The organism is Streptomyces sp. 2P-4 (genome assembly GCF_030167965.1).
Classification (GTDB): domain Bacteria; phylum Actinomycetota; class Actinomycetes; order Streptomycetales; family Streptomycetaceae; genus Streptomyces; species Streptomyces globosus_A.
Window position 1 is genome coordinate 859,035 of sequence record NZ_CP095011.1, and the last position, 17,018, is coordinate 876,052.

Consider the following 17,018-nt stretch of genomic DNA (forward strand, 5'->3'; position numbering starts at 1 on the left):
TCACTTCTCCTTCGCCTCGGTTCCGAGCTGGACGGTGTGCCGGCCGCCGGCCAGCCGCAGCGACCCCTTCTGCGGGTCGCCGGCCCGGTCGCGCCAGCTCAGCCGGACGTCGAGCGGCTGCGCGCCGTGCTCGCCGAGGCCGATGTGCACCTCGTGGCTGCGCTTGCCGGAGTGCCCGCCGCCGCCGTCGACCCGGGAGATCCGCCGGGTGCCGTCGGGCAGGACCACCTCGACCTGGGCGTCGACGACCGGGGCGCCGTCAGGGTGGACGAGCTTGAGGGCGAGACTGCTGTGTCCGCTGGGGCTCTGGTTGCTGTAGAAGACGGGCTGGTCCCACTGGCGGGCGACCGCGAGGTCGAGCCGGCCGTCGCCGTCGGCGTCGCCGGTGGCGATGCCGCGGGTGGGGACGGGCGCGCCGATTCCGAGCTGCTCCCCGAGGTTGGTGTAGCGGCCGTCGCCGCCCTTGGCGAAGAAGCGGAGCCGCTGGTCGCCGCCGATGTCGTCGCCCTCGTTGACGTTGGGCCAGAAGAACGGGTTGGAGGTCAGCGCGTCGTTGGCGGTGGCGAGCTCCTGGAGCTGGGGCCAGCGGTTGGTCTTGCCCTTGACGAATCCGGTGGCCTGGACGATCTCCAGGTCGCCGTCGTTGTCGAAGTCGCCGCTCTTGACGTCCCAGCCCCAGCCGGACCAGGCGGTCCCCAGCGGGGCGCTGCGGTCGGCGTAGGGGGCGACTCCCTTCCTGAACTCGTCGCGCAGGGCCTCGCGGTCCTTCACCTCGTTGGTGAAGTGGAAGTTGGACTCCTGGATGCCGAACGACGTGGTGATGTTGCTGACGAACATGTCGTACAGCCCGTCACCGTCGAGGTCGCTGAAGTCGACGCCCATGCCCTTGAAGGAGCTGCGGCCCAGCTGCTTGGACCGGGGGGTGAGGGCGTCCCGCCGGCCGTCGACCACCGCGAACTCGATCCGGCCGGGACGGGACTTGTTGTAGAGCAGCTTGGAGGTGCCGAAGTCGTGTGCCATGTACACCTCGGGCAGCAGGTCGCCGTCGAGGTCGGCGGCGGATGCGGCCAGAGTCCAGCCGTTGCGGACGCTCTTCGGGAGCGCGTCGCGGGCCTCCTCGAAGCCCTTTCCGGTGCCGCGGAAGATGAAGTCCTCGCCGCCGTTGGTCGCGTGCGACAGGGAGTGGTTCATCTCCACTCCGCCGTCCTTGGTCGGGTCGAGGACCGGGCTGTCGGGGAAGTAGTTGCCGATCAGGACGTCGTCGTGGCCGTCGCCGTCGAAGTCGCCGACGGTGGCGGCGTTGGTGTGCCACTGCGGGCCGGTGTAGGTCTCCTTGCCCACTCCGGAGACCAGCTCCACCGGGTCGAAGGAGGTCGTGGTGAGCGCCGGGGCGCCCGCGCCGGGTGCGCCGGCCCCGGACGCGTCCGCCCTGGCCTGGAAGATGATCGGGGTCCGGCCCCAGTAGTAGACGAGCAGGTCGGTCCGGCCGTCCTCGTTGAAGTCACCGGGGACGCAGCCCATCGGGGCCATGGTGTCGGTCATGGGCCGGGGCGCGGGGTCGAGGGCGAACGCCCGGTAGCGGGTGTCGTTCCGGCCCGGGGTCGGGGTGACGACCACCTGGTCGATCCGCGGGTCGGTGATGCACAGGTCGTTGGGCAGTCCGTCGCCGTCGACGTCGTTCATGGCGATGCCGGCGCCGACGGAGGAAATCCACGCGTCGATGCCCTTGTACGCCTTGTTCACTTGGCGGATGGACTGGTGGCGATATCCCGCGGGCATGGCGACGGACATGGGGGTGAACGCGTAGTCCTCGGCCATGCGGGAGGATTCCGCCGCCGATGTGGTCGGTAATTGAACCGCGTAGAAGACACTCACCATGGCGGTGAGCGCGACAATTCCGGGGAGTTGGCTGCGCAGCCGGGAGCTCACTGCCATGTCGGTCTACTTCTCCTCTCGGGAGACGAATGCGGCGGCGATGTCCTGTCGCCATTTCTCGTAGCCGGAGCCGTCCGGCGCGGGCGGGCCGGCGGGCCGGGTGGCGCGGCAGAGCGCCGCGGCCTCGGCGGGGCTGATGCCGCACAGCGCGCCCACCGCGACCTCGGTCGCCGCGACCGTCAGGCCGGCCTTCTCGCGGGCCTCGGCGGCGAACGCGGCGCCCTGCTGCAGCTGCCGCAGGTACGGTCCGGCGCGCCGGGCCAACTGGGCCAGCTCAGCCTCCTCGGCACCGCAGGCGTAAGCGGCGGCCAGTCCGGTGCCGCTGAAGAGGTCGGCGCGGCGGCCCTCCGGGAACTTCTCGATCAGAGTGGCCGCGAGATCCGGCTCGGTGCCCGCCACGAACCACAGGGCCCGGCCGATGCCCTGGTCGACCGCGCGCCGGGCATACGACGGGGAGCCCCAGGACCAGGCGAACCGCGGATCCTCGTACTGGCCGTGGACGTACTTCCCGGTCTTGAAGTACGCCTGGTGGAAGCCGTATCCGTCCAGCACGAGCCAGCGGATCAGCGGGTCGGTGCGGCTCAGGTCGGGCCACAGCGGGCGCGGCAGCCGGGCCATGGCCCAGCCGATGCCGACGTAGGCCATGTAGACGTGGTCGCGGCCGCGGCCGGCCAGCAGGCCCGCCAGCCGGTTTCCCCGGCTGCCGGGGAGTGCGTCCAGCACGGTGGCGCCCATCGCAGCGCCCTCGTAGGCGAATCCGCGGAAGCGGGTGGGGAGCCGTTCGAGGCGGTCCTCCAGTTCGGCGGTGGTGCGCACTTCCACGGCGTGGCCGTAGCCCTCCAGGAAGTGCCGGCCCACCGTCTCCAGCAGCTCCTGCGCGGCCGGGCTCTTCTTGTGGAAACCTCGGACATCGAGGCTTGTCGCAGAAATACCGGGTGTCAGAATACGGCGCCGCAGCGCACGCAGATTTGCCGACATGGAGCTCTACCACCCCTCGGATAAGGCGCACCACTCATGCCTGCGTAACGTGCTTGCGAATCTACACATCGCGGCCGAAGCGGCGTCTACTTCATTTGTGCTCAACCGGCCATTTCCGCCAGGCGTTCGCGTACGTTCCGACGCCACTGCGCGTACGCCGGCCGGCCCGGCCCGGCCGCCCGGTCGGCGGTGCAGTCGTCGGCGAGGGCCACGGCCTTGCCGATGTCGAGCCCGGCCAGGGCGGTCAGCGCGGTGTGGGTGTGCTCGGGCACGGTGCCGGACCGGGCGCGGGCCTTGGCGGCGAAGACGGCGCCCTGGGCCAGCTCGCCGGCGTGCTCGCCCGCCGCCCGCCGCAGCGCCTCCAGGCCTGCCGGAGGGCAGCACCCGGCGAAGGTCGCGGCGAGCCCGGCCCCGCTCCACAGGTCGGCGTGCCGCTCGCTCGCGAAGCGGCCGACGGCGGCGGCCACGGCGGGCGCGTTCGCGCCGTGGATGAACCACAGGGCCCGGCCGATGCCCTGGTCCACGGCGCGCCCGAAGTACTCCGGGTCGCCTTCCCACGGGTAGGGCGGCAGCCGCTTCTGTCGGTCGACGACGGCCGCGGTGTCGAAGTAGGCCCGGTCGAAGCCGTAGCCGTCGACGACCAGCCAGCTCATCTGCGGGTAGTCGACGCCTGCCAGGTCGGGCACGGCCTTCCGCCACAGCGGGCGGGGCAGCCGGGCGAGAGCGAACCCCACGCCGATGTAGGCGAGGAAGATGTGCGGGCGGGCGGGGCCCAGCAGCAGCCCGCGCGTGCGCCCGCCGCGGCCGGGTCCCATCGCGTCCCGGACGGTGAGGGCCATGGCGGCCCCCTCGTAGGCGAAGCCCCGCAGGTCCGGATCCATCAGCCGGATCCGGAGCTCGGTGTCCGTGTCCGTGCGGCCGGGGCCCGGTGTCCCGGGGTCGTCGACGGCCCATTCGAAACCGCACACGACCGCCTGGGGGATCGCCTCCAGCCGGTGCGTGGCCTCGCTGCGCTCGATCGGAAACCCCCGGGCGGCGAAGCCCACGTCGATGGCGGTCGGAGCCATCAGGAGCCTGCGGAGCGATCCGAGAAGGGTCGGCATGGTCGGTGCCTCCAGTTGCTCGCCGCGGTCGGGTAGGGGCCCATCGTGGAACCCGTCCTGCCGAATGGGCATCTCCCCGCGTGCGCTTCGGCGGCGTCCGGCGGTTCACGGCCGGGCCCGGCGCAGCGGGCATCTGCCGCCCCCCGCGGGTCGTTGATCCGCAGGGTGCGACCGGCCCGGGAGGGATCCCCCTCCGGCAGGCCCTAGTTGGCCGGCCCGCCCGCGGCCGCTCTGCGGGCCAGCCGGCCCAGGGCGATGCGCAGGGCGTCCGCGAGGAGCTCGCCGGGCGGGATGTCGGCCGGCAGCCGGCCGTACTCGGCGGTCCGCCGCGCGGCCGGGTCGGCCTCGGCCGCCTCGATGGCTCCGACGATGTCCCGTACCTCGTGCAGGGAGTGGCCGCCGACCTCGACCAGGGCCCGGATCAGGGCGAGTCGGCGGACCTGGCCCGCGTCCTCGGCTGCCTCGTCGTCCGGTCCGGGCAGCAGCCCCTCGCAGATGTAGTGGTCGATGGTCGACACGGGAACGCCGGATACGGCGCTGAGTGCTGCAACGCGCACGTGACGCACCTCATTTCCGCAGCGGCCCCGGAGCGGCAGTGGGGCAGCGGGGGAACAGCGACGATGTCCAAGGTAGCTGGCCGGAATCCGGCGGCTCCTCTTCCATGTTGCCCGGTCCGGCGAGCCGCCGCGTCAGCGCACCCAGCCCGCGGTGACCTCCTCGTTCGCGACCGGCCGGGCGCAGTCCGCGCAGGTCAGGACGGCGTGCACGGGGCCGCCGCAGCCGATGTGCTCGGTGCGCCGCGGCGGGCCCTCCGGTCCGGCCGCATGGCGCTCGCCCCACTGCATGAGCGCCGCCACGACCGGCGTCAGGTCGCGGCCCTTCGCTGTGAGCTCGTAGCTGTGGCGGACCGGCCGCTGCTGGTAGGCGACCCGCTCCAGGATTCCGCAGGCGACCAGGTGGTTGAGGCGGTCGGTGAGGACGTTGCGGGAGATCCCGAGCTCCTCGATGAACGCGTCGAACGTGTTGATGCCGAGGAGGACGTCGCGGACGATCAGCAGCGTCCAGCGCTCGCCGACGGCTTCGAGTGCCTGAGCGAGCGAGCAGTCCTGCCCTTCGTACGTGCGCCTGAGCATTCGGCCATGCTAACTCGGCTGCCCGTAGCGGCAATCGGGCAATCGCAGAGAAGACGGAGCGGCGCACCGGCTGCTGAGATGACGACCCTGACACCCATCGTGGAGGTGGACGTTGACGACCGACGTGGCGTTGACAGCGGGGCTGCGCAGTACCGTGGCCACCCTCAACAGCCGACTGCACCGAACCGGACTCCGCATCTTCCTGGTGATCGTCCTCGCGCACTGGGCCGAGCATCTGACGCAGGCAGCCCAGATCTACGTCCTGGGCTGGCCGCTGCCCGAGGCCCGCGGGCTGCTCGGGGTGCCGTTCCCGTGGCTGGTCACCTCGGAGTGGATGCACTACGGCTACGCCCTGGTCATGCTCGTCGGATTCCTGCTGCTGCGGCCCGGGTTCGACGGCCGTGCCCGCACCTGGTGGAACGTGACGCTCGCCGTCCAGGTGTGGCACCACCTGGAGCATCTGCTGCTGCTGCTCCAGGCGCTCACCGGGGAGAACCTCGCCGGCAAGGCCGTGCCGACGAGCATCATCCAGCTCCTGGTGCCCCGGGTGGAACTCCACCTGTTCTACAACGCGCTCGTCACGCTGCCCATGATCGTGGCCATGGTGCTGCACAACCGCAGCGGCGGTCCGCGCTGCTCCTGCGCCGAGTGATGGAGGCGTCGACCGAACAGGCACCACCCCGCCCTGCGTCCGCCGCCGTGCCCGCGCCCCGCGCGCGGGCACGGCGGCCTTCGCGTGTCACCTCCGCCGCGCTGCTCGCGGTGGCCTGCCTGTGCCTGTACGTCGGGCTGAACAATCTGGGGCCGGCTCTGCGCGCGGCCACGGCCAGCGGGGTGGCGGGCACGTTCACGGCGGAACGGCTGGACTGCGTGCGGCATCCCGGGCACGAGACCTGCACCTGGTCCGGCCGGTTCCGGGCCGTGGACGGGCCGGCCGAGCGGCCCGGAGTCGCCCTGTACGGCAGCGGGCGCGGCGCGCTGCGGGCCGGGCAGAGCGTCCCCGCGCTGGATGTCGGCAACGCGGGGCGGGTGTACCGGCCTCAGGGATCCCGCGAGTGGATCTTCACGCTGGCGCTGGTGGTCGCCGGTTACGGGCTGCTGGTGCAGCTCGCCCGGCGTCATCTGGTGCCGCCGCGGACCGTCTGACGTACCCCGGCCGGCTCCCGCCTGTGCGGCGGGAGCCGGCCGGGGTACGTTCGGGGCGGGCTACCCGGCGGCCGCGTCGGCGTCCGGGGCGGTCTCCGTCCCGGTGTCGCCGTGCGCCTCGCTCAGGGCCCCGTGGAGGTGCTCGGCCAGCGCCGCCACGGTGGGCTTCGCCCACAGGATCGTCGGCGGCAGGTCGAGCCCGTACCGGCGGCGCAGCCGGACCCGCAGGGCGACGGTCATCACCGAGTCCACGCCGAGTTCGACCAGCGGGCGCTTGAGCTCCACGTCCGCGGCGTCGAAGTTCAGCTCGGCGGCCACCTGTTCCCGTACGTCCGCGGTGACCTGCGCCAGCTGCTCCGCGTCGTCGCGGCCCTCGGTGTCGAGGGTGAACAGCTGGCCGCCGGCCGCTTCCGCGTGCTGGTCGGAGGCAGCCAGCTCCCGGAACATCGGCAGCCGCGGTGCGTGCGGCGGCGTCGGCAGCACCCGCAGTACGGCCTGGTAGTCGGACCGGAAGCGGTCGCCGAAGGCCCAGGCGGCCAGCGCCTCGGAGACCGATACGGCTTCCAGGCCGCGCGAGTTGGCCTCCAGCATGGTGGTCGCGATGTCGGAGGACAGGCCGAGACCGCGCCAGGCGGTCCAGCCGAGGCTGACCGTCTCGGTGTGCCCGCCGGAGTTGCGGTGTGCGGCCAGCGCGTCGAGGAAGGAGTTCGCCGCCGCGTAGCCGGCCTGCCCGGACAGCCGCGCGAACTGCCCGCACGACGAGAAGAGCACGAAGAAGTCGAGGCTGCCGGGAGGGAAGAGCCGGTGCAGCACCAGCGTGCCGCTGACCTTCGGGGCGAGCACCTCGCGCAGTCCGTCCGGCTCGACCTTGTCGACGAGCGCGTTGCTGACGACGCCGGCGGCGTGCACGATCCCGCGTATGGGCGGCAGCCCGAGCGCGCCGGGGGCCAGGGCTGCGGCGACCTGTTCGGCGTCGGTGATGTCGAGGGCGAGCAGCCCGACGGTGACACCGAGGGCCTCCAGCGCGAGCACGCTGTCGATCTGGCGCCGGACCTCGGGGTCGGCCACGGCCGGCCACTCGCCGCGCGGCGGCAGCCCGCGCCGGCCGACCAGCAGCAGCCGGCGGGCGCCCCGGCCGACCAGCCAGCGGGCCACCTCCAGGCCGAGCGCTCCCAGGCCGCCGGTGATCAGTACGGTGCCGGCCGGCGAGCACTGCAGCGGTGTGCCGTCCGCGGTGCGCTCGATCCGGCTCAGTCGCGCGGCCTCGGCGCCTGCCCCGGTGAGGGAGATGACGTCCTCCTGGCCGGCGGCGGTACGCAGCAGCGCGAGCAGCCGTTCCCCGGTGTCCGGTGCCAGGGCGTCGATGTCGACGGCTCCGCCCCAGAGCTCGGGGTGGTCGCCGGCGATGATGCGGGAGGCGCCCCAGAGCGGGCCGTGGGCGACGCTCCGCTCGTCGGCCGCGGCGCGGACTCCGCTGGTCACACACCACACCCGGTGGGGTGCCAGCGGTGAGGTGGCGTGCGCGCGTACTTCTGCGACCCGCTGCACGGCGCGGATCAGCGACCAGGTGATCCGCTCGGTGGCGGTGTCCAGCGGTTCGTCGTGCGGCGGGAGGCCGGGGACCACGAGGACCGCGGCGGGATGGGCGAACAGCTCGGGCCGCAGGTCGATCTCGGGGCCGGTGCCGAGTATCTCGGCGGGCGTGCCGGCCGCCTCGAACTGCTGGGCCAGCCGGGCGGTCTGACAGGGGTCGCCGACCAGCAGCACACGCTCGACGGCGGTGTGCCCGCCGTCCGGTCCGGCGGCCGCCCGGGCCGCGGAACCGGTGGGCAGCGGGCGCCACACGACCTCGTGGACCAGGTCGCGGGGCAGGACGGCAGTCCCGAGGTGTTCCACGGCGGCGAACCGCAGCCCGGTGACCTCGCAGACGACATCGCCGTGTCCGTCGGCGACGCGGACGTCGACGGTGTCGTGCGGGGAGCGGGGCGAGCGGGTGGCGTGGACGAGGATCCGGGCGGGCGGTTCGCCGCGCCAGGTGACCTTGTCGATGGACCGGGACATCCACAGCACGGTGGCGTCGCCGGGCGACACGACCATGGCGCTGATGGTGAGGGCGCCGTCGATCACGTGTGCCCAGCTGCTCGCCCGGGCCGCGCCGGGTTCGATCACCAGGTCGGCGAGCTGTTCCTCGTCGTCGTGGCGCAGTTCGGCCAGGTCCCACGGGAAGGCGTAGCCCTCGACTCCCATCCGGGCGAACATCTCGTCGGCCTTGGTGAGGGAGCCGTGCGGCAGCCGGGCCCGCAGGGCGCCGAGGTCGAGACGGCCGGCCGGCGGCTCCAGCCCCGGCGCGTGGTTCGCCGTGGAGTGCGTGATCCACTCCTCGCCGTCGCCGGCACCGGCGCCGTCGTCCGCGCCGGTGTCGTCGGCGAGCCGGGTGGCCAGCGACAGCTGCCTGCCTTCTCGTACGACCTGCACCACGCGGGGCGGTTCGACGGCCAGCGGGGTGCGGAGCACGATGTCGGTGAGCGCGCCGGGCCCCTCCGCCCCGGCGGCGGCCGCGAAGGTGTTGATGATGGAGGCGGCGGGGGTGACCTCGACGCCGACAAGGCCGTGGCTCTGGGGGTAGGGGCGGGTGTCCAGGTCGAGGCGGGTCTGCCAGACCTGCCGGGCGGGCGAACCGCTGACGGTCATCCGGCCGCCGAGCAGGCTGTGGCTGTCCGGGTCGTGGCCGCTGCCCAGGCCGGCGCCGGCCGCGGTGCCGGGGAAGATCCAGTACGGCCGGTGCTGCCACACGGCGGCGGGCAGCGGGAGCAGTCCGCCGGTGCCGTGGTCGGAACGGAAGTCGACGGCCGCGCCGGCGCAGTGCAGTGCGGCGAGGTTGCCCAGCAGGGTGGCGGTCTCGGCGGTGTCCCGGCGGAGGGTGGCGGCCACCGTCGCGTCCTCGATGCCGAGGTGCAGCAGGGTCTCGCGGATGGAGTGGGCGACGACCGGGTGGGAGGAGACCTCCAGGAAGTGCCGGTGGCCGTCGGCCGCGGCGGCCTGCACCGCCTCGGTGAAGCGGACCGGTCGGCAGAGGTTCGCCACCCAGTAGCCGCCGTCCCGGGGAGCCGTCGAGCGCGGGTCGGCCAGGGCGGTGGTGTAGAGCGGGATCGCCGGGGACCGCCGGCCGAGCAGGGATGCGGCGGCCTCGACCTCGGCGGCGACCTCGTCCACATGGGTGCTGTGGAAGGCGATGTCGGAGTCCACCGGCCGGATCCAGATGCCGGATTCGGCCCAGGCCCGGCTGATCCGCTCGATCGCGTCGCGGTCACCGGAGACGACGGTGGCCTGCGGGTCGGCGGAGATCGCGGCGGTGAGGCCGGGCAGCCCGGCGAGGCGCTGCTCGGCCTCGGCGAAGGGCAGGCCGGCCATGGCCATGGCGCCCCGGCCCTCCAGCCGCTGGAGGGCGGCGGCACGGCGGCAGGCGAAGCGGGCGGCCTCGGTCCGGTCGAGGGCGCCGGCGGTGACGGCGGCGGCGATCTCGCCGACGGAGTGGCCGATGACCGCACCGGGCGCCAGGCCGCGGCTGCGCCAGACGTCGGCGAGGCCGATCTGGACGGCGAAGGTGAGGGCCTGGACATGGGCGGCGGTCCAGGGGCCGCCCTCGGTGAGGGCCTCGCGCGGGGTCCAGCCGAGCTCGGCGCGGAACACCTCGGCGAGACCGTCGACGGCGGCGGCGAAGACGGGCTCCTCGGCGAGCAGCCCGCGTCCCATGCCGGACCACTGGGCGCCGTGCCCGGAGAACACCCAGACGACGCCGCCCGCGCTGCCGGGTGTGGTGCGGCCGGTGGCGATGCCGGTGCCGGTGCGGCCCTCGGCGAGGTCGCGGAGCCGCTCGGTGAGCTGTCCGGCGGAGTCCGCGACCACGGCGGCCCGGTGGGCCAGGTGGGAGCGGCGCACGGCCAGGGTGTGGCCCACGGAGGCGAGGTCCGTGCCCGGGTGTGCGGCCAGCCAGTCGGCCACCGCGCCGGCCAGCGCGCGGGTGCCGGCTTCGGTGGCGGAGGACAGCGGGTGGACGGTCGCGCGCGGGGCGGGGCGGGCTGCGGCCGCCGGTGCCGCGTCCCCGGCGGCGGGGGCGGGCGGCTCCTCCAGGATGACGTGGGCGATGGTGCCGCCGACTCCGTAGCTGGACACGCCGGCCCGGCGGATACGGTCGCCGGCCGCGGGCCACGGCTTGAGCTCGTCGACCAGGCGCAGCCCGCAGGTGTCCCAGTCGACGGCGGGGTGGGGTTCCCGGTGCAGGCTGGGCGGCAGTTGTCCGTGGCGCAGCGCCAGAACGGTCTTGATGACCCCGGTGATGCCCGAACCGCCTTCGACGTGGCCGACGTTGGGCTTGACCGAGCCGATCAGGCACGGGTCCTCCGGGGACCGGTCGGCGCCGAACACGGCGGCGAGGGCGGCGATTTCCTCGCCGTCCCCGGTGGGGGTGCCGGTGCCGTGGGCCTCCACGTAGTCCACTCCGGCCGGGGCGATGCCGGCCCGCCGGTAGATCTGCCGCAGCATGTGTTCCTGGGCGTCGCGGTTGGGCGCCATCATGCCGTCGGAGCGGCCGTCCTGGTAGACGCCGCTGCCGCGGACGACGGCCTGTACGGGGTCGTTGTCGCGCAGTGCCTCGGACAGCTTCTTGAGGACGATCACTCCGGCGCCCTCGCCGCGTCCGTAGCCGTCGGCGTCCTTGTCGAACGCCTTGCTCCGGCCGTCGGGGGACATGGCCCCGGCGCCGTCCAGGGCGACGTTGAGGGCGGGAGTGGCCATGATGTTCAGGCCGCCGACCACGGCCAGCGGGGTCTCGCCCGACAGCAGTGCCCGGCAGGCCAGGTTGAGCGCGGTGAGCGACCCCGCGCAGGCGGTGTCGACGGCCATGCTCGGGCCGCGCAGGTCCAGGAAGTACGACACCCGGTTGGCTATCCCGTAGAAGGTGGTGCCGTTGACGGCGTAGGCGCCGGTCCGGGGGATGTCCTCCAGGAGCCGGCGCCCGTAGTCGTTGGAGTTCGCGGCGACGTACACGCCGGCGTCGCTGCCGCGCAGCGCGAGCGGCGGCAGGCCTGCGTCGGCGAGCGCCTCCCAGGTCAGTTCGAGCATGAACCGCTGCTGGGGGTCGAGGAAGTCGGCCTCGCGGGGCGAGATCCCGAAGAACTCGGCCTCGAATCCCTCGATGTCGTCGAGGAAAGCGCCCTTGAGAATGGTCTGCCGCATGATGGCGGTCGCCTGCGGGCTGCCCGACGCGTATGGCTTCCAGCGCTTCTCCGGCATGTCGCCGACCGTGCTCTTGCCGTTGGCGAGAAACTCCCAGAATTTCTCGGGCGAGGTGAGATCCGGGGCGAACCTGCAACTCATTCCAATGATGGCAATCGCTTCGTCCGATGCTGCCTGTTTCGTCAAGTCCTCGCTCCTGTTCAGATCTCCGAACCAGAATCGGGAAGAGCTCGTGCGAGGGCGCGCCCGCCCCACTGAGGCAAAGGCTGTGCCCGCCGGGGACGCCCTGACAACTTCTGGCGTGCGGCGTGCTCGGGGCTCCGCGAGGGGGACGGAATACCGCAATTGACGAGTCGACCGGGCCGCCGGATATCCCTAGGCTGCGCGGCACGCACGCCGTCCGTCGCGTTCTGTCCGTCGAGTTGAGGAGCCACGCCATGTCCGAGACTGCGGTGAAGCCCTCCCGTTCCGGGGCCGTTCCGTGGCCCGCCGAGGCCGCCGCCCGCTATGCCGCCGAGGGCTACTGGGAGGGGCTTTCGCTGGGCGCGCACCTGGCGGCGACCGCCCGCCGGACACCCGACGCCATCGCCCTGGTCGACGGGCCGTTACGGATCTCCTTCCGCGAGCTGATGGCGCGGGCCGACGGAGCCGCGGGCCGGATGCGCGGTGTGGGCATCGGCGCCGACGACCGGGTGGTCATCCAGCTGCCCAACTGCTGGGAGCACGTGGTGATGACGGTGGCGTGCCTGCGGCTGGGCGCGCTTCCGGTGTGGGCGCTGCCGCAGCACCGCCACCACGAGATGTCCGGAGTGGTCGCCCACGCCCAGGCCAGGGCACTCGTGGTGCCCCGGGTGTTCAAGGGCTTCGACCACGAGGCGATGGCGCACGGGATCGTCGCGGCGGTCCCGGCGGCACGGCACGTCATCGTGGCGGGCGGCCCGACCGGCGGCGGGGCGGAGCGGCCGGGCAGGCCGGGCAGCCTGTCGCTCAGCGAGCTCTGCGCCCCGGCGGACGATCCGGTGCGAGCCGCCGAGGAATGCGACAAGGCGGCCCCGGGAGGCGACGACATCGCCATGTTCCTGCTGTCCGGCGGCACCACGGGAGTGCCCAAACTGGCCGCGCGGACCCACAACGACTTCGCGTACATGGTCAAACGGGCCGGTGAGATCTGTGCGTTCGGCCCGGACACCGTCTACCTCGCCGTGCTCCCGCTGGGCCACGGCTTCGTGTACGGCGGACCGGGCGTGCTCGGCGCGCTCCTGGCGGGGGGCCGGGTGGTGATCGGCTCCTCGCCGGCCCCCGAGGTCGCGTTCGATCTGATCGAGCGGGAGCGGGTCACCGCCACGTCGGTGGTCCCGCCGGTGATCAGCCGCTGGCTGGACCACCGCGCGGAGCATCCGGACGCCGGCCTCGACTCGCTGCGGCTGGTCCAGGTCGGCGCGGCCCGCCTGGCGCCGGAGCTGGCGGCACGGATCCGCCCCGAGCTGGGCTGCGCCCTCCAGCAGGTGTTCGGGATGGCCGAGGGACTGCTCTGCCTGACCCGGCTGGACGACCCGGACGACGTGGTCCACCACACGCAGGGGCGGCCGATCTCCCCCGCCGACGAGATCCGGGTGGTGGGGCCCGCCGGGGAGCCGGTCCCGGCCGGCGAGCCCGGAGTGCTGCTGGCCCGCGGCCCCTACACGCCGCGCGGCTACTACGACTCGCCGGCCGTGAACGCGCGGGCGTTCACCGCGGACGGCTGGTACCGCACGGGCGACGTGGTGCGCCGGACACCGGACGGCAACCTGGTGGTGACCGGCCGGGAGAAGGACGTCATCAACCGGGGCGGGGAGAAGATCCACGCGGAGGAGGTCGAGGAGTTCGCCCTCCGGGTGGCCGGGGTCGCCGAGGCCGCGGCCGTGGCCCTGCCCGACCCCGAACTGGGCGAGCTCGTCTGCCTGTTCGTCGTGCCGGACCCGGCCGCCGCCGGCCGGCCGGTGAGCCTCGGCGACGTGCGGGCCGTGATGCGGGCCGCTGACGTGGCGTCCTTCAAGGTGCCCGAACGGCTGCACACGCTGCCGTCCCTGCCGCGCACCCCGCTCGGCAAGATCGACAAGAAGCGGCTGCGGGCCGACGCGGTCCGGTTGTCGGCCGGGGCTGCCGGGGCGGCCGCGGCGAACCCGGCCGGCCGCTGAGCGAACGCACCGGAAGAGACACCTCCATGGAGATCGCCGCCCCGGTTCCCCCGTTGTCGTCCCATGCGGTGCTGCTGTTCCTCGCCTCGGTCACCGCGCTGCTGGCCACGGCCCGGCTGCTGGGCGCGCTCGCCCGGCGGGCCGGGCTGGCCGCCCTCACCGGCGAGCTGGCCGCCGGTGTGCTGCTCGGCCCGAGCGTGCTGGGCGGGGTGGCGCCGGGCGTGGCGGCGGCCGTCCTGCCCGGCCCGGCCCCGCAGCTGGCGCTGCTCGACGCGGTGGGCCAGCTCGCGGTGCTGCTGCTGGTGGGCGTCACCGGTGCTCATCTGGACCTGCGGGTGCTGCGTTCACGGGCCCGGGCCGCGGTCCTGGTCAGCCTCTGCGGGCTGGTGGTTCCGCTGGCCCTGGGCGTGGCGGCCGGACTGGTGCTGCCGGACGGGCTGGCCGGACCGCGGGCCGACCGGTGGCTGTTCGCGGCGTTCCTGGGGGTGGCCATGTGCGTGACGGCGATCCCCGTCATCGCCAAGACCCTGTCGGACCTGCGGCTGGCCCACCGTACGGTCGGGCAGTTGATCCTGTGCGCGGGCCTGGTCGACGACGCCGCGGGCTGGCTGCTGCTGTCCGTGGTGGCGGCCGCGGCCACGGCCGGACTGACCCTGTCCGGGGTCGCCGTTCCGGTGCTGCTGCTGGCCGCGTTCGCGGCCGCGGCCGCGACAGGCGGGCGGGTGCTGGTACGCCGGCTGATGGAGCGGGCGGCACGGCACCCGGAGCCGGGGCCGGCCGTGGCCACCGCGGTCCTGCTGGTCCTCGGGGCCGGCACGCTCACCCATGCCATGGGCATGGAGTCGCTGCTGGGCGCCTTCACCGCCGGACTGCTCATCGCCCGGGTCCCGGCCGCCCGGCCGAAGCTGGCACCGCTGCGCACGGTCGTGCTGTCTGTGCTGGCCCCGCTGTTCCTCGCCACCGCGGGCCTGCGGATGGACCTGACGGAGCTCGCCGACCCGGCCACCGCCCTGGCCGCCGCCGCGCTGCTCGCGGTCGCGGTCCTCGGCAAGTTCGCGGGGGCGTACCTGGGGGCCCGGCTGGGCGGGCTGAGCCGCTGGGAGGGCCTGGCCCTGGGGTCCGGGATGAACTCGCGCGGGGTGGTGGAGGTGGTCATCGCCATGGTCGGGCTGCGCCTGGGGGTGCTCGGCGAGGCGGCGTACACGGCGGTCGTCCTGGTGGCCGTCGCCACCTCGCTGATGGCGCCGCCGCTGCTGCGGCTGACCATGGCGCGGGTCGCCCGCACCGAGGAGGAGCAACTGCGGTTGCCGGAGCACGAGGCGTGGCAGGGAAGCGGACCGGGCGGCAGCGCGGTGCCCGGCGGCCCGGGCACCGCTCGCTGACCGGAGCGGGTGCTACCGGCCCGGACACCGCGCACCCGCCCGGGCACGCGGACGTCAGCGCACGTCAGGAGATGCCCGCGCCTCGGGGCGGCGCCGATAATCGCATCGGAGCGCGGACGCCCCGACGGGGCGCGGCCCCGCGGCGGGTCCCGCGTTGCGGCCGCCGCCCGGCCGGGACGGCGATGCGTACCACCGGCTGCTCGGCCGGATGTGCCGCGCCCGACGCCTCCCGCGCCCTCACCCGCGTCACGCGACTCAGAGGAGGACTTCCGTGGCACGTCCAGTCCAGAAGATCGTGATAGTCGGCGGCGGGACGGCCGGCTGGCTCTCCGCGGCCTACCTCAATCGCGCGTTCGGCAGCAAGGTCGAGATCACCCTCGTGGAGTCGGCGCGGATCGGCCGGATCGGGGTCGGTGAGGCCACCGTGCCGACCCTGCGCACCACGCTGGCCTTCCTCGGCATGAAGGAAGAGGACTGGATGCCGCGGACGAACGCGTCGTTCAAGTCCGCGGTCCGGTTCAACGACTGGCGCACGCCCCGCCCGGGCACCGACCGGCACACCTTCTACCACCCGTTCTTCACCGTGCCCGAGCCGCCGGTGCCCAGCTACGAGCGGCCGTTCCACAAGCGGTTCGGGCGGGGTGTGTCCCTGGCCCACTTCTGGACCAAGCTGCGGCTGGCCGGCGACTCCCGGGTGCGGGAGACCTTCGGTGACGCGGGCATGGCGCTCCAGCACCTGTGCGAGCTGAACAAGGCCCCGAAGCCGCTGCCCGGATCGGGCGCCCCGGACCCCGGGTTCCGCTACGCCTACCACTTCGACGCCGCTCTGATGGCCGAGTACCTCCGGGACCTGGCCACCGGGCGCGGCGTACGGCACGTGGTCGCCGATGTCACGCAGGTCACCCGCGACGGGCGCGGCCACATCGACAAGGTGATCACCGAAACCGGCGCCGAGCTCACCGGCGACCTGTTCCTGGACTGCTCCGGCTTCCGCGGCCTGCTGATCAACCAGACCCTGGAGGAGCCGTTCGTCAGCGCGCAGGACTGGCTGCTGTGCGACTCCGCCATCGCGCTCCCCGCCGATCACCACCCCGACGGCATCCGCCCGTACACCAGCGCCAACGCCCGTCCGAACGGCTGGATCTGGGAGATCCCGCTGTACCACCGCGAGGGCACCGGTTACGTGTACTCGAGCCGGACGACGACTCCGGACCAGGCCGAGCAGGACCTCCGCGACTTCCTGGGCCCGCGCGCCCACGACGTACCGGGCAACCACATCCGGATGCGGGTGGGCCACAACCGGCGCTCGTGGGTCGACAACTGCGTGGCGATCGGGCTGTCGAGCTGTTTCGTGGAGCCGCTGGAGTCCACCACCATCGCCCTCATCGAATACCAGCTGGCACTGCTGGTCCTGCATTTCCCGGATTCGGAGCTCGACGAGCGCCGGCAGGCCCGCTACAACGAGCTGATGGTGAGCGCGTTCGAGGATCTGCGCGACTTCATCGTCATGCACTACGCCCTCACCGACCGCACGGACACCGAATTCTGGCGCGCGGTACGGGAGAACCCGATCCCCGACAGCCTCGCGGAGAAACTCACCGAGTACGCGGAGAGCGTCATCATTCCCGACGGCAGCCAGCTCCGGCTCTTCGAGACGCGGAGCCTGTGGGCGATCCTTTCGGGAATGGACTTCGCGTTCACCAAGGCGCCGCCTTCGGTGGAGCTGATGAGCGACGAAGCCGCCTGGCAGGCATTCGAGCAGATCGACAAGGAGCGCGAGATATACGCCGCCGCGCTGCCCGACAACCGCACCTACCTGGAGGCCGTCCACGCCGGCCGGGCCGACTCGGCGTAGCGGCCGCCGCCCGGCGTACGAAAGCCCCCGGCGCCCGTCTCGCACGGGCGCCGGGGGCTTCGCCGTACCGGGCA

At 73.5% G+C, this 17,018-nt stretch carries 11 protein-coding genes; 5 read left to right on the plus strand and 6 right to left on the minus strand.

From position 1 onward, the window contains the following. From MUK52_RS03465 to MUK52_RS03485, 5 genes are all read right to left on the minus strand, one after another. A complete protein-coding gene (locus MUK52_RS03465) occupies positions 1-1,935 on the minus strand; it encodes a CRTAC1 family protein (protein WP_284574560.1) in 1,935 nt (644 codons plus the stop codon). A 6-nt stretch (positions 1,936-1,941) separates the two neighbouring features. Further along, the gene (locus MUK52_RS03470) at positions 1,942-2,913 is read right to left on the minus strand and encodes a DUF1702 family protein (RefSeq protein ID WP_284574561.1); all 972 of its coding nucleotides are present in this window, start codon (positions 2,911-2,913) and stop codon (positions 1,942-1,944) included. Between the two features lie 101 nt (positions 2,914-3,014). Then, positions 3,015-4,016: a DUF1702 family protein gene (locus MUK52_RS03475; protein WP_114055268.1), complete on the minus strand. Its 1,002-nt coding sequence runs from the start codon at positions 4,014-4,016 to the stop codon at positions 3,015-3,017. Between the two features lie 203 nt (positions 4,017-4,219). Continuing rightward, entirely contained in the window at positions 4,220-4,573 is a 354-nt protein-coding gene (locus MUK52_RS03480; protein ID WP_114055267.1) for a MerR family transcriptional regulator, read from the minus strand. A 132-nt stretch (positions 4,574-4,705) separates the two neighbouring features. After that, positions 4,706-5,149, minus strand: a complete 444-nt coding sequence (locus MUK52_RS03485; protein ID WP_114055266.1) for a winged helix-turn-helix transcriptional regulator — start codon at positions 5,147-5,149, stop codon at positions 4,706-4,708. 112 nt (positions 5,150-5,261) lie between these two features. On the opposite strand from MUK52_RS03485, the gene MUK52_RS03490 reads away from it, so the two are divergent. Both MUK52_RS03490 and MUK52_RS03495 read left to right on the plus strand, forming a co-directional pair. Next, the gene (locus tag MUK52_RS03490; protein ID WP_114055265.1) at positions 5,262-5,801 is read left to right on the plus strand and encodes a hypothetical protein; all 540 of its coding nucleotides are present in this window, start codon (positions 5,262-5,264) and stop codon (positions 5,799-5,801) included. Between the two features lie 47 nt (positions 5,802-5,848). Then, positions 5,849-6,295 carry a hypothetical protein gene (locus tag MUK52_RS03495; protein WP_246042501.1) on the plus strand — a complete coding sequence of 149 codons (447 nt, stop codon included), beginning with the start codon at positions 5,849-5,851 and terminating at the stop codon, positions 6,293-6,295. 60 nt (positions 6,296-6,355) lie between these two features. On the opposite strand, the gene MUK52_RS03500 is transcribed toward MUK52_RS03495, so the two are convergent. After that, positions 6,356-11,785: a type I polyketide synthase gene (locus MUK52_RS03500; protein WP_284574567.1), complete on the minus strand. Its 5,430-nt coding sequence runs from the start codon at positions 11,783-11,785 to the stop codon at positions 6,356-6,358. Positions 11,786-11,967: 182 nt separating this feature from the next. On the opposite strand from MUK52_RS03500, the gene MUK52_RS03505 reads away from it, so the two are divergent. The 3 genes from MUK52_RS03505 to MUK52_RS03515 all read left to right on the plus strand — a co-directional run bounded on the left by MUK52_RS03505 (position 11,968) and on the right by MUK52_RS03515 (position 16,944). Continuing rightward, complete coding sequence (locus tag MUK52_RS03505; protein WP_114055263.1) at positions 11,968-13,707, plus strand: (2,3-dihydroxybenzoyl)adenylate synthase; 1,740 nt, start codon at positions 11,968-11,970, stop codon at positions 13,705-13,707. A 26-nt stretch (positions 13,708-13,733) separates the two neighbouring features. Continuing rightward, entirely contained in the window at positions 13,734-15,089 is a 1,356-nt protein-coding gene (locus MUK52_RS03510; RefSeq protein ID WP_284574569.1) for a cation:proton antiporter, read from the plus strand. Between the two features lie 271 nt (positions 15,090-15,360). Next, positions 15,361-16,944, plus strand: a complete 1,584-nt coding sequence (locus tag MUK52_RS03515) for a tryptophan halogenase family protein (protein WP_162793178.1) — start codon at positions 15,361-15,363, stop codon at positions 16,942-16,944. Positions 16,945-17,018: the final 74 nt, after the last annotated feature.

What these genes read in the sequence shown, in the direction of transcription:
- MUK52_RS03465 (WP_284574560.1), bottom strand. Translation starts at nt 1,935, where the DNA reads ATGGCAGTGAGCTCCCGGCTGCGCAGCCAACTCCCCGGAATTGTCGCG.
- MUK52_RS03485 (WP_114055266.1), bottom strand. Translation starts at nt 5,149, where the DNA reads ATGCTCAGGCGCACGTACGAAGGGCAGGACTGCTCGCTCGCTCAGGCA.
- MUK52_RS03475 (WP_114055268.1), bottom strand. Translation starts at nt 4,016, where the DNA reads ATGCCGACCCTTCTCGGATCGCTCCGCAGGCTCCTGATGGCTCCGACC.
- MUK52_RS03510 (WP_284574569.1), top strand. Translation starts at nt 13,734, where the DNA reads ATGGAGATCGCCGCCCCGGTTCCCCCGTTGTCGTCCCATGCGGTGCTG.
- MUK52_RS03470 (WP_284574561.1), bottom strand. Translation starts at nt 2,913, where the DNA reads ATGTCGGCAAATCTGCGTGCGCTGCGGCGCCGTATTCTGACACCCGGT.
- MUK52_RS03505 (WP_114055263.1), top strand. Translation starts at nt 11,968, where the DNA reads ATGTCCGAGACTGCGGTGAAGCCCTCCCGTTCCGGGGCCGTTCCGTGG.